This is a genomic window from Hydrogenophaga sp., assembly GCF_011772445.1.
In the GTDB taxonomy this organism is placed as follows: Bacteria; Pseudomonadota; Gammaproteobacteria; order Burkholderiales; family Burkholderiaceae_C; genus Hydrogenophaga.
On sequence record NZ_WVZN01000003.1, the window covers coordinates 127,921 to 145,058 of the forward strand.

The following is a 17,138-nucleotide window of genomic DNA, read 5'->3' on the forward strand; positions in this document are numbered from 1 at the left end:
CTGATCCGCCTTGGGGCGGCCCGGCGGCGGATCGTACTCCTCAGGCCTGAGCTCTGCGGGCCAGCACCTCGAACGCCGGCAAGGTCTTGCCCTCCAGCACCTCCAGGAAGGCCCCGCCACCGGTGGAGATGTAGCCCACGTCCTTCTCGATGCCGTACTTGGCGATCGCCGCGAGCGTGTCGCCGCCGCCCGCGATGGAAAAGCCTTCGCTGGACGCGATGGCCTGAGCGATGGCCTTGGTGCCGCCCTCGAAGGCCGCGAACTCGAACACACCCACCGGGCCGTTCCACACGATGGTGCCGGCCTGTTTCAGTTGCGCCGCCAGCTTGGCGGCGGTCTCGGGACCGATGTCGAGGATCAGGTCGTCCTCGGCCACGTCGGCGGCCTGCTTCACCGTGGCCTCGGCGTCGGCGGCGAAGCGCTTGGCCACCACCACGTCGGTGGGGATGGGCACGTCCGCGCCGCGTGCCTTCATGGCCTCGATGACGGCCTTGGCGTCGCCCAGCAGGTCGGGCTCGGCCAGGCTCTTGCCGATCGGCAGGCCCGCGGCCAGCATGAAGGTGTTGGCGATGCCGCCGCCCACGATGAGCTGGTCGACCTTGCTGGCCAGGCTCTGCAGGATGGTGAGCTTGGTGCTGACCTTGCTGCCGGCCACGATGGCCACCAGCGGGCGATTGGGGTTCGCCAGGGCCTTCGCGATGGCGTCCATCTCGGCCGCCAGCAGCGGGCCCGCGCAGGCCACGGGCGCGGTCTCGGCGATGCCGTAGGTGGTGCCTTCGGCGCGGTGCGCGGTGCCGAAGGCGTCGTGCACGAAGATGTCGCACAGGGCGCCGAGCTTCTTCGCGAGTTCGGGGCTGTTCTTCTTCTCGCCCACGTTGAGGCGGCAATTCTCCAGCAGCACCACCTCGCCGGGCGACACCGAGAAATCGCCATCGACCCAGTCGGCGATCAGGCGCACGGGCTGGCCCAGGAGCTCGGCCAGGCGCACGGCCACGGGCTGCAGCGAGTCCTCGGGCTTGAACTGGCCTTCGGTGGGGCGGCCCAGGTGCGAGGTGACCATCACCGCCGCGCCAGCGTCCAGGGCGAGGCGGATGGCGGGCACGCTGGCGCGGATGCGCGTGTCTTCGGTGATGCGGCCCTGCTCATCCTGTGGCACGTTCAGGTCGGCGCGGATGAAGACGCGCTGGCCCTTGGCGCGGCCCTGCGCGCAAAGGTCGGTGAAGCGGATGAAGGCGGTCATGTCGGCGATCCCGGGTTCTGTGGACAAACCCCGGGATTGTAGGAAAGCGCGCTCGCCGGATGTCAGCCGGCGGCGGCACAGGGCGCCAACGCATCCAGCGACGGCTGGCGGGCGCGGGTGCTTACGTCCATGAGCCCCAGCACGGTATGGAAGAAGTGGTCGTGCGACAGCGGTTCGGCCGAGCGCGCGCGCAGGCAGTCCATCGACAGGCCCGCGCGCTCGCGCAGGCCCGGCGAGAACCAGGCCACCATGGGCACATGCGTCTGCTGCTCGGGGGCCAGCGCGTAGGGCAGGCCGTGGAGGTAGAGGCCGTTCTCGCCGAGCGACTCGCCGTGGTCGGAGACGTAGACCAGGCCGCTGTCGTTGCGCCCCTGTTCGGCGCGCGTGCGCAGCCAGCGCAGGGCCTGGTCGAGGAAGCGGTCGGTGTAGGCAATGGAGTTGTCGTAGGCGTTGACCAGTTCCTCGTGCGAGCACTCGGGCAGCGCGTTGCTGCGGCATTCGGGCAGGAAGGGCTTGGCGCCTTCGGGCGAGCGGCTGGCGTAGGCGGGGCCGTGGCTGCCCATCTGGTGCATCACCAGCACCACGCCGCGCGCGCGGCGTGCGGAGTCCAGCGTGTCGAGGCGGGCGTCCAGGCCGTGGAGCATGGCCTCGTCCAGGCATTCGCCGCCGGGGCACAGGGCGGGCACCGGCTGGTCGTTCGTGTACGCGTGCGGCACGCGGTCGCACACGCCCTTGCAGCCGGCCTGGTTGTCGATCCACAACACGGCCAGGCCGGCGCGCTGCAGCACATCGAGCAGGTTTTCGCGGTCGGGTGGCTGGTCGCCGCCCTGCGCGCGCGTGAGCGGCGAGAACAGGCAGGGCACGGACACCAGGGTGTTGGTGCCGCAGGAGTGCACCTGGCTGAAGTTGAGCAGGTCACCACTGGCCCGCCAGCGCGCCAGCGCCGGCGTGGTGTCGCGCGCGTAGCCGTCGAGGCCGAAGTTCTGCGCGCGGGCCGTCTCGCCGATCACCAGCAGCAGCAGGGGCGGGCGCGCCTGTCTCTCGTAGCTGGCGCCCAGCGCGGCGTCCTCGCCCACGGGCAGCAGCGGACGAGCCTGGCGCGGCAGGTGCTCCGCCGCCACGCGCGCGGCGGCGTAGACGCTGTTGAGCGGATTGGCCATGTAGCGCAGGTCCTTGTGGTTGCGCATCAGCGAGGCCAGGCCCTGGAAGTCGATCAGCGCCGCAAGCACCAGCAGCGCGCACGCGGCCAGCGCGCCCACGGCGTTGCGCCCCGCGCGGCGCCAGCCGCCGCGCAGCCCCAGCGGCTGCCGCCACAGCGCCCACAGCGGGGGGCCTGCCACGATCAGCAGAACCGCCAGCAGAGACCACGACAGCAGATCGCGCACCTCGCGCGTGTCGGTGTGCAGGGCGTTGGCCAGCATGGTCGGGTCCATCACCACGCCGTAGCGCCACATGAAGTAGGCGTTCGCCCCCGTCACCAGCAGCAGGGCGCTGGCGACCGGGCGCAACACCCGCGGCCAGGCCAGCAGCCACAACTGCGCCGCGATGGCGCCGGTGAGCAGCGCGCCCAGGCCGGCGATGAGCGCGGCGCGGTGGACCAAGGGACCACCCAGGCCGTGGATGCGTTGCCAGAGCGGCAGGTTGCCGACCAAGGCCAGCCACAAGGCCAGTCCCCACACGGTGACGGCCGCGCGCGGGACGCGGGAGATCGGTGCGGCGGCCGACGGCGCCAGCGATCCTGGAAACGAAAAGGGAAACGGGGTCTGCATGAACGGCTCTCGGGCGACCGCTTGTTGCGGCCCCCGGGAGCGTGTGCGCCCCGGATTAGATGAACCTTAGGCGCTGGTCCAGCGCAAACCGAAGCGCGTGGTCATGGGCGCCTCGGCGGGGCCGGATTCGAGACGGGCGCCCAGTTGCTCGGCGATGCGCTGAACGAGACGCAGGCCGAGCCCCAGGCCGCCCGATTCGGCGGGGCGCGCCGCCGCACCGCCCGGCCCGCCGCCGTCGTCACTGACCGATACGCCCACCGCGCCCGCCTCGCGCCACACCGCGACCACCACCTGCGTGCCCGCCGGGGTGTGGCGCAGCGCGTTCTCGATCAGGTTGCGCAAGGCCAGTTCCAGCAGCATGGGCTGGGCTTTCACCCGCACCGGTTCATCGGGCTGCTGCAGCGAGATGTCGTGCCCGCTCTCGTGCGCCGCCAGCGCGTGCGCGGCCACGAGCCTGGCCGCCAGCTCGCCCAGCGCGACCGGTTCGTCGTCGTCGCTGGCGGGCTTTCGCTGCGCGCGCGCCAGGTCCAGCAGCTGGTGCAGGATGCGTCCGGCGCGCAGCGACTCGCGCTCCAGTTGTTCAAGTCGCTCGGGTGAGGCGTCGTGCTGCGCCGCGCGCGCCTGCAGCGCCAGCGCGGACAGCGGTGTGCGCAACTCGTGCGCCACGTCGGAGGCGAACTCGCGCTCGCGCTGCGCGCGCGCCTGCAGGGTGTCCACCAGGGCGTTGATGGCGGTGACGGTGCTGGCGAACTCGCTGAAGCGGCGCGCCGTGTCCAGACGCTGGCCGGCGAAGCCGTCGAGCGCGGCCACCTCGCTCGACAGTTTGTCGAGCGGGCGCAGGCCACGGCGCACGGTCCACCACAGCAGCAGCAGCACCAGGGGCAACAACAACAGCGCAGGCTGCGCCACGTGCTCGGCAATGTCCTTGCCGAGTTCGTGGCGCTGGCCCATGTCCATCAACACCACCACGCGGCGCCGCGCGGCGCCCTCGCCGGTCTCGACAGAGAAGGTCCGCCACGATCCCGGCAGACCGGGCGTGCGCACCTCGACCGTGGAGAAGCCCGACGCCGGCAGGGCATTGGCGTCCAGGCCGGGTGCCAGTCCGTGCGTGTCGGTGACGAGGCGGCCGCCTTCCCAGGCCAGCACGGCCACGTCCTGCAGGAACTCGTGTGCCAGGTCGGCGCCCTCGGGCGGCAACGGCCGCACCGCGCCCGTGGGCGCGGCTGCCAGCCACAGCCGCGCCACGGCCACCATCTGGCCATCGGAGAACTTGCGCGCCTCGCGAAAGGCGGTCGACCAGGCCTGGGCCACCACGGCCAGCCAGATCACCAGCACCACGCCCAGGGTCCAGCGCAGCAGGTAGTGACGCAGCAGGCGCGGCCGGGACTGGCTCGTCATCACGGCTTGTCCGCCGTCGCCGGGTCGCGCGCGATGAAATAGCCCACGCCGCGCACGGTCTTGATCAGCGACTCACCGAGCTTGCGACGCAGGTGGTGGATGTGGACCTCGATGGCGTTGCTCTCCAGTTCTTCGCCGAATCCGTAGAGTGCCGACACCAGCCGCGTCCTGGACAGCACCTGCGGACGCGCCTGCATGAGCGTGAGCAGCAGCGCGAACTCCTTGCCCCCCAGCACCACCGGCTGGCCGGCGCGCAGCACGGTGTGGGCCGCGGGATCGATCACCAGATCGCCGTGTTCGATGAGGGGGTTGCTGCGACCGCCCGCGCGGCGAAGCATGGCGCGCAAGCGCGCCAGCAGCTCGTTGGCGTCGAAGGGTTTGACGAGGTAATCGTCGGCACCGCCGTCCAGGCCGCCGATGCGGTCGCTCACCCCGTCGCGCGCGGTCATGATGAGCACCGGCATGTCCTTGTGCGGCAGCGTCTCGCGGCCAGCCGCGGGCGCGGGCTGTTGGCGCAACCGGGCCAGCAGGTCCAGGCCCTCGCCGTCGGGCAGCCCCAGGTCCAGCAGCAGCACGTCGAAGGGTTCGACCGACAGGGCGAGCCAGGCGGCGTCACGCGTGGCGCACAGGTCCACGGCATAGCCGGCGCGTCGCAAGGCTTGCTCCAGCCCGCTGGCGATGCCGGGGTCGTCTTCCACCACGAGTGCGCGCATGTCGGGTTCTTCGGAGCCTGGAGATGGGGCTGCCCATTATCGGGCGCCACCTTAGCCGGGCATTAAGCGGTTTAAGGATCAGCTAATGGCAGCGCCCGACAGTGCCACGCCATGTCGACCCTGTCCCTTGAACCGACGGCCGCGGGCCGCGCCTTCCCGTTGCCCGAACGCTGGCTGTGCGGCCTGCTCGTGCTGACCTTGCTGTGGGATCTGTCCGGACTGGACATGGCCGTGATGCGCGCCATCGGTGCCGGGCACGGCTTTGCGCTGCGCGAACAGTGGCTGCTGGCGCGCGCGCTGCACGACGGCCTGCGCCAGGCCATGGCGCTGGCCTTCCTGCTGCTGTGCGGCTGGGCGCTGTGGCCGCGCGCGTCGCTGACGCGGCGCGAGCGCATGACCGTGGCCCTGCTGGCCGCGCTGTCGCTGCTCGCGGTCAGCCTGATCAAGAACACCGGCCTCACCAGTTGTCCCTGGGATCTGCAAGCCTTCGGCGGCACCGCGCGCTGGGTGTCGCACTGGGCCTGGGGCCAGGCCGATGGCGGGCCAGGGCGCTGTTTCCCCGGCGGTCACGCAAGCAGTGGCTTTGCCTTCCTGGCGCTGAGCCTGCCCTGGTTGGCGCCACCGGCCGGTGTCGTGCGACGGCGCACGGCGGGCCTGCGCTGGCTGGCCGCCGCGCTGGGCGTCGGTGCGCTCGCGGGCGCGGTGCAGACGCTGCGGGGGGCGCATTACCCCAGCCACACACTGTGGACGCTGCTGATCTGCGCCGGGGTGTCGCTGGCGGGCTGGCGACTGGCGCAGGCCGGTTCGCACGGCCCAGCCATTGCACGGGTGCGCCACGGGTGGCGCGAGGGCCTGCGCCTGCTGCGCCCGCTGCTGGTGCCCATGGCCTGCACGCTGGCGGTGTTGTGGCTGTCGCGCCTGGGCCTGTCGGTCTGGCAGGCCGATCGGGTGTCGCATGAGCGGGCCTGGGCTTTGCTGCTGGGGCAGGGCCTGCGCTTCGACGGCGTGCTGCTGGGCTTCATCTGGGTGCTGCCGGCCGCCTTCACACCGTGGATGGCGCTGCACCGGCGCACCTGGCACGCCTGGACGGCCTTCCTGCGCGTCTATGGCGGCCTGGCGCTGCTGCTGATCGGATTCATGGAGTTGGCCACCCCGGCCTTCGTGGCGCAGTACGACGCCCGGCCCAACTACCTGTTCGTGGAGTACCTGGGCTACACGAAGGAAGTGGGCGGCACGCTGCTGAAGGACCACGCCGCGCACCTGCTGGCCGCGGCTGTGTTGCTGCCCCTGGGGGCCTGGGCCTTCGCGCGCCTGAGCCGGGCGGGAACGCCGCCCACGCCGCCGCGTGCGTGGCAGGCGCTGGCCTGGTCGGCGCTGCTGCTGGTGTCGCTGGCCGTCGCGGGGCGTGGCGCGCTCGGGCACCGCGCGGCCAATCCGGCCAGCGCCGCGCTGACCAGCGACCACCTCGTCAACGAGTTGCCACTCAACTCGCTCTACACCGTGGCGTACGCCATCTACCAGTCGCGCAAGAGCGAGGCCGGCATCACCTATGCCGAGCTGCCGCGCGCGCACGTGATCGAGCGCGTGCGCCGCGAGACGGGCCTGCCCGACAGCGCCTTCACCCGCGACGACCTGCCCACGCGGCACTGGCAGGCCACGGCGCACCCGCGCGCGCGACCACTCAATCTGGTGATCGTGCTGGAGGAAAGCCTGGGCGCGGAGTTCGTGGGTGCGCTCGGCGGGCTGCCGCTCACGCCGAACCTCGATCGCCTCGCGCGCGAGGGCCTGTGGTTCGAGCGCCTGTACGCCACCGGCACGCGCTCGGTGCGTGGCATCGAGGCGGTGACCGCGGGCTTTCCGCCCACCTCGGCCGTCAGCACGGTCAAGCTCGCCAAGTCGCAGCGCGACTTCTTCACGCTGGCCAGCTTTCTCAAGCCGCACGGCTACGAGTCGACCTTCTTCTATGGCGGCGAGTCCCACTTCGACAACATGCGCAGCTTCTTCATGGGCAACGGTTTCGACCGCGTGGTCGAGCAGAAGGACATGCCCGCCGACGCCTTCATCGGCACCTGGGGCGCGTCCGATGGCGACCTGTTCGAGGTGGCGCACCGGGCCTTCGAGCGACAGCCCGCCGACAAGCCCTTCTTCGCCCTGGTCTTCACCTCGTCCAACCACGCGCCCTTCGAGTTTCCCGATCACGGCATCGAACTGGTCGAACAGCCCAAGGGCACAGTGAACAACGCGGTGAAGTACGCGGACCACGCGCTCGGCCGCTTCATCGAGCGGGCGCGGCGCTCCCCCTATTGGGAGAACACCCTGTTCCTGATCGTGGCCGATCACAACTCTCGCGTGTACGGTCCTTCGCTGGTGCCCATCGACCGCTTCCACATCCCGGGGCTGATCGTGGGCGGGCCGATCGCCGAGGCCCGGCGCATTCACACCCTGGCCAGCCAGATCGACCTGGCGCCGACGCTGATTTCCTTGATGGGCCTGAGCGGCGAGCACCCGCTGATCGGTCGTGACCTGAGCGATCCGGCGCAGGCCAGGCGGCCGGGCCGGGCGATCCTGCAGTTCGACAAGACGCAGGCGTACCTGGAAGACACGCCCGGCGGCGAGACGCAGGTCGCGGTGCTGCAGCCCGATGCGCCCGCGCGCCTGATGACTTACCGCGATGGACAGTTGCGCGACCACGCAGGTGGCAACGCGGACCTGATCGACAAGGCGCAGGCCCACGCGCGCTTTGCGCAGTGGGCCTACCAGGAGCGGTGGCACCGTTGAGCCACCGCTGAGGCGCCGCGCGGCCTACCAGCCCAGCCCGATGCGCAGCGGCAGGTACACCAGCATGCCGGCCACGATGGTGCCCAGCACGCCGCCCCGCCAGAAGAACCAGGCCGCGCCCGCGAGCGCGCCATAGAGTCGCGCGTCCTGCCAGGTGCTCACGAGCGCGCCCTGGCTCATCACGACCTCGGGCACGACCACGGCCGACAGCGCGGCGATGGGCGCGTACTGCAGGCCGCGCTGCGCCCAATGCGGCAGCGTCCAGGGCTTGTCGGACAGGAAGAAGAAGCCGCGCGTGACAACCGTGACCACGCCCAGGGCAAGGATGGTCAGCAGCGTCCAGGGGTCGAGATCAAGCATGGCCGGTCCCTTGACGGGTGGGACGCAATGGCTCGAGCAGCAGGCACAAGGCCACCGCGCAGCCAATGGCCACCAGGATGTTGAGCTTGAGCGGCAAGGCGAAGGCCACCACGGCGGCGGCACCTGCCACGCCAGCGGAGACCATGCGCAGCCGCGAGGTCGCCAGCGAGCACATCACCCCCAGCAGCGCCAGGATGCCCGCGAAGCCCAGGCCCCAGGCCAGCGGAATGGCATTGGCCAGCGCCACGCCCAGCAGGCTGGTGCCCATCCACGCGCCGTAGTTGACGGCGCAATTGCCCATCAGATAGGCCTGCTGTGCAGCGCGCTTGGCGGGGTCGTCGCTGGGGTGCGGGTAGCGGCGCGCAAAAAACACGTAGCTCAGGTCGCCGGTGACGTAGCCGCTGGCCAGGCGCTCCCAGCGCGGCAGGTGCATGAGGTAGGGCCGCAGGTGGGCCGAGAACACCACGAAGCGCAGGTTGACACAGAAGGCCGCCGCCAGGATCACCCACAGCGGCGCGCCCGCCGCCATCATGGGGATGGCCGCGAGCTGCGCGCTGCCGGCATACACGATCAGGGTCATCAGCACCGCCTCCAGCGGCGACAGGCCCGACTGCACCATGGCCACGCCGGTCATGAGGCCCCAGGCACCGATGCCCATGGCGACGGAGAACTGGTCGCGGATGCCCTCGAAGTACTCGGGGTGCGCGCGGTGCTCGCGCTTGAGGAAGAGGATCACGCGCCGCCCCCCAGCACCTCGCCGGTCGCGAGCGCGAAGCCGCGCAGGAAATCGGCCGCCGGCAGGCGCTTGCCGCCTGCCCGCTGCAAGGCCGTCAGTCGCAGCGCGCCCTCGCCGCAGGCCACGGTGATGCCCTCGGGCCCGATCGCCAGCACCTCGCCAGCGCGGCCCTTTCCGGCACGGGGTTCGGCCAGGGGCTCGGCCGCCCAGACCTTGATCGCCTCGCCCGCGTGGGTGGTGTGCGCGCCGGGAAAGGGGTCGAAGGCGCGCACGCGCCGCGCGATCGCGGTGGCCGGCTGCGTCCAGTCGATCACGGCCTCGGCCTTCTCGATCTTGTGCGCGTAGGTCACTCCCTCCTGCGGTTGCGGCTCGGCGCGCAGCCCACCGCAGGCCGCGATCTCCAGCGCCTCGACGATGAGCCGCCCGCCGAGCACGGCCAGGCGGTCGTGCAGGCTGCCGGTGGTGTCGTTCTCGCGGATGGCGATGCGCTCGCGCAGCAGCATGTCGCCGGTGTCCAGACCCTCGTCCATCTGCATGATGGTCACGCCGGTTTCCGTGTCGCCCGCCTCGATCGCCCGGTGGATGGGCGCGGCGCCGCGCCAGCGCGGCAGCAGCGAGGCGTGGATGTTGAGGCAGCCGAGCCGCGGCGCGTCGAGCACCCAGCGCGGCAGGATCAGGCCGTAGGCGGCCACCACCATCGCATCGGCGCGCACGGCGTCGATGGCCTGGCGCGCGGCAGCGGCGTCATCGGCGTACCTGCCATCCAGCCGAAGACCGCGCGGCTGCGAGACCGCGATGCCGCGCTCCAGTGCGAGCGCCTTCACCGGCGAGGCCTGCAGCTTCATGCCGCGCCCGGCAGGCCGGTCGGGCTGCGTGAGCACCAGGGGAACGTCGAAGCCTGCGGCCAGCAGGCGTTCCAGCGCGACACGCGCGAAGGCCGGCGTGCCGGCGAAGATGAGTTTCATCTGGGGACGGGCCGGACCGGGAAGGCCGGCCAGGGGTCAGAGGCGATCGGAAGGCGGGATGTGCTCATCCAGGAAGATGAGCTGGCGCACCACACCGGCGCGGTCGATGTGCACGTGCGCGAGCCGGTCGTTGTTGTTCTCGGAGAAGCGGTAGGTCCAGATGTCGCCGTCGAAACGCGCGACGCGTTCGACCAGCGCGGGCCGGCCCATGTGGCGCAGCACATCGTCGCGCGTCCAACGGTCGATCGCGATGTTCTTCAGCATCCAGTTGATGTCGAGCACCTGCACCACGCGGCGCAGACGGCCTTCGGCGTCGAAGTCGAGGTTGTAGACCTGACGGCCCAGCGGCTGGCGCGAGTACTGCAGGCGCGCGCCGTCCGTCAACGCGTACTCCGCACTGGGCGGCCCCAGCCGATCGATCACCTGCGCGCGCGAGGTGCCGGGTTCCAGCCGTTCGGGCATGCCCGCGCACCCCGTCAGCCACACGAGGGCCAGCAGACAGAGGCAGCGAAGGGCGGTGGCAGGCTTCATGCGCGCAGGGCTTCCCGTTGGGCTTTCACGAGTTTGGATTTGATCCGGTTGCGCTTGAGCGGGGAAAGGTACTCCACAAAGACCTTGCCCATGAGGTGGTCCATCTCGTGCTGGATGCACACGGCCAGCATGCCCTCGGCCTCGATGGTGCGTTCCACGCCCTCGCCATCGAGCGCGCGCACGCGCACCGCCACCGAGCGCTCCACGCCGTCATAGATGCCGGGCACCGACAGGCAACCTTCTTCGCCCTTGCGCGTCTCCGGGCTGGCCCATTCGATCACCGGGTTGATCAGCACCATCGGCTTGTCGCGCGACTCGCTCACGTCGATGACGATGAGCCGCTCGTGCACGTCGACCTGCGTCGCGGCCAGGCCGATGCCATTGGCCTCGTACATGGTGGCCAGCATGCGCGGAATGAGCGCGCGGATGCGCTCGTCCACCGCCGCCACGGGCTTGGCCACGGTGTGCAGGCGGGGGTCGGGGTAATGCAGTATCGGCAGGGTATCGAGGGCGCTCATGACTCGTTGAAGCAGTATCGCAAGAGGTCTCCGATGGGGCCAGGGGCGACGGCAGGCAGTGGCACGCTGACAGGCGGAAACCGATGTCGCTATTTTCGCCACTTTCACGACGACGCGAAATCGCGGGCTGCCAGAAACATTGCGCAATCAAAGGCTTGCGCGCAGAATCCAACGCGCTTTGTCAAGACTCGCGCGCCCCAGGCCACGATCGAGACGCCGGCTCACACGGCGTCATCGCACCGGCCGACGGCAGCCGCCCAGGGGCCCCCGAACATGCGATCGAACACCCGCCTGATCTCCACCATCGCCAGCGCCGTCGGCCTGGCCTGCGCCGCACAGGCGGCCTTTGCGCAAAGTACGGTCATTCCGGCCGAACAGCGCTACCCCGTCACCCCCGGCCAGCGCGCCACCGCCAACCAGGTCGCCCAGACCGGCGTGCCGCTCTCCGAACTCGCCCCCAACGCCCCCGACAGCTACACCGTCAAGAGCGGCGACACGCTGTGGGCCATCTCGGGCATCTTCCTGCGAAGCCAGTGGCGCTGGCCCGAGCTGTGGGGCATGAACCTCGACGACATCAAGAACCCCCACCGGATCTACCCGGGTCAGACGCTGTACCTCATCAAGGCCAACGGCCGCGCCACGCTCAGCACGCGTGGGCCGGGTGGCGAGCCCGGCACCGTCAAGGTGTCCCCGCGCACGCGCTACGAGTCCTTGTCCGACACCGCGATCCCGCCGATCTCGCTGCAGACCATCGAGTCCTTCCTGACCGAGGCGCTGATCGTTGACGAGAACGCCATCAACCGCGCGCCCCGCATCGTGGCCACGCAAGAGAACCGCGTGCTGCTCAGTCGCGGTGACCGCGCGTACGCGCGCTCGATCTCCGGCGATCACCCTGATGCCCAACCGCTGGCCGTGGTGGACGGGCGTTCCATCGGCTACCGCGTGTTCCGCAACGCCACGCCATTGCGCGACCCCACCACGAACGAAATCCTGGGCTTCGAAGCGCAGTACGTGGGCAAGGCCAACGTGGTCTCCAACGAGCGCCGCCGCGAAGGCCTCGATGCCAAGGGTCAGAAGGTCGAAGAAATCGTGCCGGCCGGCATCGACATCACCGCCGCGAAGGAAGAAATGCGCGTGGGCGACCGATTGCTGCCCGAGCCGCCGCGCGAATTCCTCAACTTCGTGCCGCGTGCGCCGCAGAGCCCGCAGTCCGGCCAGATCGTTTCGGTGTATGGCAACGCCGTGAACTACGCCGCACAGAACATGGTCGTCACCATCAACCGCGGCAAACAGAACGGCATCGAGCCTGGACACGTGCTGGCCCTGCTGCGCGAGAGCAACATCGTCAAGGACACCACCGACAGCGCGCGTCCCGACATGCGCCTGCCCGGCGAACGCAACGGCCTCATGATGGTGTTCCGCACCTTCGACCGCGTCTCCTACGCCATCGTGCTCGAGATCGCCGACGGCGTGCAGGTGGGCGACCGCTTTCTCAATCCCTGACCCCGATGCCGCGTGACGAGCTGGCCGCCTGGCTGCGGCTGCTCCTGACGCCGGGTCTGGGCCGAAGCACGGCCCGACAGTTGCTGGCCGCCTTCGGACTGCCCGAGGCGATCTGGGCCCGAGCGCCCGACAGCTGGGACGGCGTGGTGGAGCCCTCACTGGCCAAGGCCATGGCGCAGCCGCCAGAAGGCTTCGATGCGGCGCTGAATGCCCACGAGCGCTGGCTGGCGCAGGACAACGCGCGGCACGTGCTCACCCTCGCGGACCCGCGCTACCCGGCTAGCTTGCTGGACACGGCCGATCCGCCGCTGATGCTGTTCGTTCATGGCCGCCTGGAGGCGCTGTCGCAGCCGCAGCGGCTGGCCGTTGTCGGGAGTCGCAACCCCACGCCGCAGGGCGCGCAGAACGCCGAAGCCTTCGCTCATTCGCTGGCCGCCTCCGGTCTGTGCATCGTCTCGGGCCTCGCGCTGGGTGTCGACGGCGCCGCACACGAGGGCGCGCTGCGCGCAGGCGGCTTCACGCTGGCCGTGGTGGGCACCGGGCTGGACCGCGTGTATCCCAGCCGCCACCGCGATCTGGCTCACCGCATCGTGGCGCACGGCGCCATGATCAGCGAGTACCCGCTGGGCACGCCGCCACTGGCGCAGAACTTCCCGCAGCGCAACCGCGTGATCGCCGGCCTGTCGATGGGCACGCTGGTGGTCGAAGCGGCGCTGCAGTCAGGCTCGCTGATCACGGCTCGCCTGGCCAGCGAGCAAGGGCGGGAAGTCTTCGCCATCCCGGGATCCATCCATTCGCCACAGTCACGCGGCTGTCATGCCCTGATCCGCCAGGGCGCCAAGCTCGTGGAATCGGCGCAGGACGTGCTGGAAGAACTTCGGCTGGCGGACACGGCACCTTCGAGCACCGATGGCGGGCCGGCGGCCCAGCCCCTCGGGCCGGAAGGCGAATTGCTCGAAGCGATGGGCCACGACCCCGTGAACCTGGACGCCTTGCAAGCCCGCACGGGCCTGCCCACCAGCGCCTTGCAGGCGCAACTGCTCGAACTGGAATTGCAGGGCCTGGTGGCGCGCCTGCCAGGCGGCCTGCTGCAGCGGGTGGGGCAAGGCTGAGCCGCCCCGCCGACGGCGGTCCTCAGGCCAGAAGGCGCTCGGGGTTGGCGTCGAGCTTGGCGAGCGCCTCGCGCGTGGCGCGCACGGTGAGTGCTTCGTCCTCGCTCGGCACCAACAGACCGGCCTGCAGGTAGGCGGCAACCCGCGTGGCCGGCATGAGGTAGCAGCGTCCGCCATTGCTCACGAACAGGTACAGCTGACCATGCTGGCTGCGCCACGCCAGTTGCACGCTGCCAAGCTTGCCATTGTGGTCGAGGCCGAACCACGAGCCGATCTGAAGCTCCACGGCCCAGGCGCGCATGGCCTCGTTGGGCTGGCTGCCGCCCTGGTTGATGACCTCGATGTTGCTCGCGTCCACGCCCGTGATCAGCTCGATGCTGTCGGCGTTGAGATCGAAGTCGCCGACACCGCCTTCGGGCAGGTAGTCCTCGAGGTTGGCCAGGCGCTTGGACAGGGCGTCGAGCTGGCTCTGGGCGATGGATTCGGTGCGCGACATGAAGGCATCGGCCAACGTGTCGCTCACCGACTTGATGTGCTGGTCCTGCAGGCCCTGGGGAAAGCCCAGCAGGCCCATGCCCTGGCGCAAGCGCTGCAGGATGCCGGGCAGTTGCTGGATGACGCGCGCGCGGTCGTCGCGGCTGGGCTTGGCGCTCGCGGCCCACAGCAGATCGGACGCGGCCTGCTTGAGGGCCTGCGTGTCGGGGTGCTTGATGCCGTGCTTGACGCTGGCCACCGCCAGCACGTCGACCCAGACCTTGAACAGGAAGTCCCGCACCTCGGCGCGCACCGGCACGTCGTCGAGCAGCTTGCGCAGTTCGATGGTGTACTGCACCGACAGCGTTTCCTTCTGCTCGACCTGCTGGGCCACGCTCACGAAGCGGCTGGCGTTGCTCTGCTCGCTGAGGTAGGTGGACAGGAACTTCTGGAACTCGTCGTAGACGAGCTGGAACACGCGGCGCCCGGTTTCGGGGTACTGCTCGATCACCTGCACCACGCGCTTGATCTCGGCCTCCAGCGCGGCAGAGCCGACGTTGGACTCGAAGCCCATCACGCACGAACCCATGCGGTCGATCAACCGCCGCGCGGGGTGCTGCAGCGCGCTGAAGAACTCCGGTTCGGCCAGGGCCACGCGCAGCACGGGAATCTGCAGGCGGGCGAACCACACGCGGATGCTGGGCGGAATGCGCTCTTCGGCCAGGATGGCCTGGAACATCAGCGCGACCACCTCGATGGTGGCCTTCTCGCTGGGCGTGGACGCGGCCTGCTTGAGTTCCTGGGTGCGCTCGCGCAGGGCCACCGCCGTGCGCTCGACCGTGCCGGCATCGACATAGACCGCGCCACCACCGGTGGGCGCCGCGCCGAGGCCGGAGCCGGTGCTCGGGAAGGAAACCTGACGCGCCATGGCCTGCTGCAACGCGGGCGATGGGGGAATGATCTCGGTCGCTTCGAATTCGGGACCGACGTGGTCGAGCAGCATGCGCCGCAAGCGGCCCACGACCCCCTGCGCGCGCATGCGCGCGCGGGCGAGGGGAGACGTGCCCGTGAGCATGCGCGTTTCGTCTTGCACGCCCATGCCGGAAGAGCCGGGATAGCCGCTGTGCTGAGCACCCCGCCCGCCGGAGGCGGGGGTGCCCATGCCCGAAGGGTTTGCACCACTGCCCGACTGGCCGGGCGCCGGCCCATTGGCACCGGGGCGGCCAGGTTCCTGCACCCGGCGAAACGGGGTGTGCAGACCGCCGCCCGTGGTCGGGCCGCTGGCGGGGCCTGGCCGGGTGGAGGGCACCGCGCCGCTCGTGCTGGACGGGCTGCGACGCACCAGCGCCTGCAGGTCGATCGTTTCCATCACGCCATTGGCGACGAGGTACGCGTTGGCGGCCTTGTAGCCGTCGAGCATGATCGCGCCCAGCATGGGCGCAATGTGGTCTTGCACCAGGCCCAGGCCATCGCGCTCAAGCCCCGCGGATTTCCACTGCTCCACCAGCAGCCGTGCCAGCACGTCGGGCAGCAGGATGTCGCTTTTGGAAAGCTCGGTGCGCCGCTCCAGGAACTGCACGCGCAACCGCAGTTCGTTGAGTTCGGACGAAGTCTTGTCGAGCACGCGCATCGCCATGCGCGAGGCCAGGATCTGGTCGTCGATGGCGCCCTCGGCCACCAGCTCGAGTTGGCCCGAGAGGCTGGCCGGCTCGGTCAGCCCGGCGCGTGCCGCGAGGTGCTTCTTCAGGGCCGTGCGGCAGTCGTCGATCCACATCGACTGCCGCTTCTTGAATGCCGCCCAGGTGTCGCGCCGCACCTGCACGTCGACCGAGGTGCCGGGCTGGTCAAGCAGGGTGGTGAGGCGCTGTTCGATGGCCTTCGCCAGATCCGGCAGGGACCGCCCCACGTGCAGCACATGGCGCTCACGCGCCTGCTGGGCAAGGGCAAACCCGGTCGGTTGGGACGGCGACACCATGTGTTTCAGTATGACACGAAGACCCCACGATCCATGCCCGCGAGACCCCTGGACGCCGCCGTTGAGCGGCCCTGGTATGGCAAGGACGCCACGGACTACACGACGGCACCGGCGTTCGGATCGTCCGGATCGCCTTCCGTCTTGGTCGGCTTGATCAGGTCCTCGCGCTTGACGCCGAGCCACAGGGCCATGGCCGCCGCCACGAACACCGAGGAGTAGATGCCGAACAGGATGCCGATGGTCAGGGCCAGCGCGAAGTAGAAGAGCGTGGGGCCGCCAAAAAGCAGCATCGACAGCACCATGATCTGCGTCGAGCCGTGCGTGATGATGGTGCGGCTGATGGTGGAGGTGATCGCGTGGTCGATCACTTGCTGGGGCGTCATCTTGCGCTGGCGCCGGAAGGTCTCGCGGATGCGGTCGAAGATCACCACCGATTCGTTGACCGAGTAGCCCAGCACCGCGAGGGTGGCCGCCAGCACGGCCAGCGAGAACTCCCACTGGAAGAAGGCGAAGAAGCCCAGGATGATGACCACGTCGTGCAGGTTCGCGACGATGGCCGACACCGCGTACTTCCATTCGAAGCGCAGGGACAGGTAAATGATGATGCCCAGAATCACGAGGCCCAGCGCGATGAGGCCGTTGTGCACGAGCTCTTCACCCACCTGCGGGCCCACGAACTCGGTGCGGCTGAGCACCACCGCCGGGTTCTGCGCCTTGAGCGCGGCGAACAGCGCCTCGGCCTGCTGGCCCGAGGACTGCCCCTGGACCACCGGCAAGCGCAACAGCACGTCGCGCGAACTGCCGAAGTTCTGCACCGGCACCTCGAGGTAGCCCAGGTCCTCGACCACGCGCCGCACGGCGCCCAGGTCGGCCGGCTGCTCGTAGGCAACCTCGACGACGGTGCCGCCGGTGAACTCCACCGACAGGTGCAGGCCGCGCGTCACCAGGAAGAAGACGGCAAGAAGAAAGGTGATGAACGAGATCGCGTTCAGCACGATCGCGTGCCGCATGAACGGGATGTCGCGGCGGATGCGGAAGAACTCCATCGTGGGCTCCAGGTGCGGGG

The 17,138-nt window shown here is 70.1% G+C and carries 14 protein-coding genes; 3 read left to right on the forward strand and 11 right to left on the reverse strand.

Translation table 11 applies throughout. The features are described 5' to 3' along the window. Positions 1–40: 40 nt before the first annotated feature. The 4 genes from GTO19_RS01025 to GTO19_RS01040 all read right to left on the reverse strand — a co-directional run bounded on the left by GTO19_RS01025 (position 41) and on the right by GTO19_RS01040 (position 5,120). Complete coding sequence (locus GTO19_RS01025; RefSeq protein WP_291016802.1) at positions 41–1,240, reverse strand: phosphoglycerate kinase; 1,200 nt, start codon at positions 1,238–1,240, stop codon at positions 41–43. Between the two features lie 62 nt (positions 1,241–1,302). Continuing rightward, complete coding sequence (locus GTO19_RS01030) at positions 1,303–3,009, reverse strand: phosphoethanolamine--lipid A transferase (RefSeq protein ID WP_291016805.1); 1,707 nt, start codon at positions 3,007–3,009, stop codon at positions 1,303–1,305. Between the two features lie 66 nt (positions 3,010–3,075). Beyond that, positions 3,076–4,407: a histidine kinase dimerization/phospho-acceptor domain-containing protein gene (locus tag GTO19_RS01035; protein ID WP_291016807.1), complete on the reverse strand. Its 1,332-nt coding sequence runs from the start codon at positions 4,405–4,407 to the stop codon at positions 3,076–3,078. Next, on the reverse strand, positions 4,407–5,120 hold the full coding sequence (locus GTO19_RS01040) for a response regulator (RefSeq protein WP_291016810.1): 714 nt from the start codon (positions 5,118–5,120) through the stop codon (positions 4,407–4,409). The genes GTO19_RS01035 and GTO19_RS01040 overlap by 1 nt, the downstream gene beginning before the upstream one ends. Before the next feature lie 111 nt (positions 5,121–5,231). Here GTO19_RS01040 and GTO19_RS01045 point away from each other — a divergent pair, with 111 nt between their 5' ends. Then, positions 5,232–7,898, forward strand: a complete 2,667-nt coding sequence (locus GTO19_RS01045; RefSeq protein ID WP_291016812.1) for a sulfatase-like hydrolase/transferase — start codon at positions 5,232–5,234, stop codon at positions 7,896–7,898. 24 nt (positions 7,899–7,922) lie between these two features. Here GTO19_RS01045 and GTO19_RS01050 read toward each other — a convergent pair whose 3' ends face one another. Genes GTO19_RS01050 through def form a run of 5 tightly spaced genes read right to left on the reverse strand, consistent with a single transcriptional unit; the run spans position 7,923 to position 11,008 of the window. Beyond that, complete coding sequence (locus GTO19_RS01050; protein WP_291016815.1) at positions 7,923–8,258, reverse strand: AzlD domain-containing protein; 336 nt, start codon at positions 8,256–8,258, stop codon at positions 7,923–7,925. Further along, positions 8,251–8,994 carry an AzlC family ABC transporter permease gene (locus GTO19_RS01055; protein ID WP_291016818.1) on the reverse strand — a complete coding sequence of 248 codons (744 nt, stop codon included), beginning with the start codon at positions 8,992–8,994 and terminating at the stop codon, positions 8,251–8,253. Before GTO19_RS01055 ends, GTO19_RS01050 begins: the two co-directional genes overlap by 8 nt. Then, positions 8,991–9,959, reverse strand: coding sequence for a methionyl-tRNA formyltransferase (gene fmt, locus GTO19_RS01060; protein ID WP_291016821.1), 969 nt, complete (start codon positions 9,957–9,959; stop codon positions 8,991–8,993). Before fmt ends, GTO19_RS01055 begins: the two co-directional genes overlap by 4 nt. A 36-nt stretch (positions 9,960–9,995) precedes the next feature. Further along, positions 9,996–10,490 (reverse strand): hypothetical protein, encoded by a 495-nt coding sequence (locus tag GTO19_RS01065; protein ID WP_291016824.1) that lies wholly within the window; start codon positions 10,488–10,490, stop codon positions 9,996–9,998. Then, a complete protein-coding gene (def, locus tag GTO19_RS01070) occupies positions 10,487–11,008 on the reverse strand; it encodes a peptide deformylase (RefSeq protein WP_291016826.1) in 522 nt (173 codons plus the stop codon). Before def ends, GTO19_RS01065 begins: the two co-directional genes overlap by 4 nt. A 273-nt stretch (positions 11,009–11,281) precedes the next feature. Between def and GTO19_RS01075 the strand changes: the two genes are divergently transcribed. Further along, entirely contained in the window at positions 11,282–12,511 is a 1,230-nt protein-coding gene (locus GTO19_RS01075; protein ID WP_291016828.1) for a LysM domain-containing protein, read from the forward strand. A gap of 5 nt (positions 12,512–12,516) precedes the next feature. After that, the gene (gene dprA / locus GTO19_RS01080; RefSeq protein ID WP_291016832.1) at positions 12,517–13,623 is read left to right on the forward strand and encodes a DNA-processing protein DprA; all 1,107 of its coding nucleotides are present in this window, start codon (positions 12,517–12,519) and stop codon (positions 13,621–13,623) included. 22 nt (positions 13,624–13,645) lie between these two features. Here the strand turns inward: dprA and GTO19_RS01085 are convergent, their stop codons facing one another. Next, positions 13,646–16,072, reverse strand: coding sequence for a DUF1631 family protein (locus GTO19_RS01085; protein ID WP_291016833.1), 2,427 nt, complete (start codon positions 16,070–16,072; stop codon positions 13,646–13,648). Positions 16,073–16,167: 95 nt separating this feature from the next. Continuing rightward, positions 16,168–17,118 (reverse strand): protein translocase subunit SecF, encoded by a 951-nt coding sequence (secF, locus tag GTO19_RS01090; protein WP_291016836.1) that lies wholly within the window; start codon positions 17,116–17,118, stop codon positions 16,168–16,170. Positions 17,119–17,138: the final 20 nt, after the last annotated feature.

Bases quoted from the DNA above. Each gene is read 5' to 3' on its own strand.
- GTO19_RS01025 (WP_291016802.1), bottom strand. From the start codon at position 1,240: ATGACCGCCTTCATCCGCTTCACCGACCTTTGCGCGCAGGGCCGCGCC.
- GTO19_RS01030 (WP_291016805.1), bottom strand. From the start codon at position 3,009: ATGCAGACCCCGTTTCCCTTTTCGTTTCCAGGATCGCTGGCGCCGTCG.
- GTO19_RS01035 (WP_291016807.1), bottom strand. From the start codon at position 4,407: ATGACGAGCCAGTCCCGGCCGCGCCTGCTGCGTCACTACCTGCTGCGC.
- GTO19_RS01040 (WP_291016810.1), bottom strand. From the start codon at position 5,120: ATGCGCGCACTCGTGGTGGAAGACGACCCCGGCATCGCCAGCGGGCTG.
- GTO19_RS01045 (WP_291016812.1), top strand. From the start codon at position 5,232: ATGTCGACCCTGTCCCTTGAACCGACGGCCGCGGGCCGCGCCTTCCCG.
- GTO19_RS01050 (WP_291016815.1), bottom strand. From the start codon at position 8,258: ATGCTTGATCTCGACCCCTGGACGCTGCTGACCATCCTTGCCCTGGGC.
- fmt (WP_291016821.1), bottom strand. From the start codon at position 9,959: ATGAAACTCATCTTCGCCGGCACGCCGGCCTTCGCGCGTGTCGCGCTG.
- GTO19_RS01065 (WP_291016824.1), bottom strand. From the start codon at position 10,490: ATGAAGCCTGCCACCGCCCTTCGCTGCCTCTGTCTGCTGGCCCTCGTG.
- def (WP_291016826.1), bottom strand. From the start codon at position 11,008: ATGAGCGCCCTCGATACCCTGCCGATACTGCATTACCCCGACCCCCGC.
- GTO19_RS01075 (WP_291016828.1), top strand. From the start codon at position 11,282: ATGCGATCGAACACCCGCCTGATCTCCACCATCGCCAGCGCCGTCGGC.
- dprA (WP_291016832.1), top strand. From the start codon at position 12,517: ATGCCGCGTGACGAGCTGGCCGCCTGGCTGCGGCTGCTCCTGACGCCG.
- GTO19_RS01085 (WP_291016833.1), bottom strand. From the start codon at position 16,072: ATGGTGTCGCCGTCCCAACCGACCGGGTTTGCCCTTGCCCAGCAGGCG.
- secF (WP_291016836.1), bottom strand. From the start codon at position 17,118: ATGGAGTTCTTCCGCATCCGCCGCGACATCCCGTTCATGCGGCACGCG.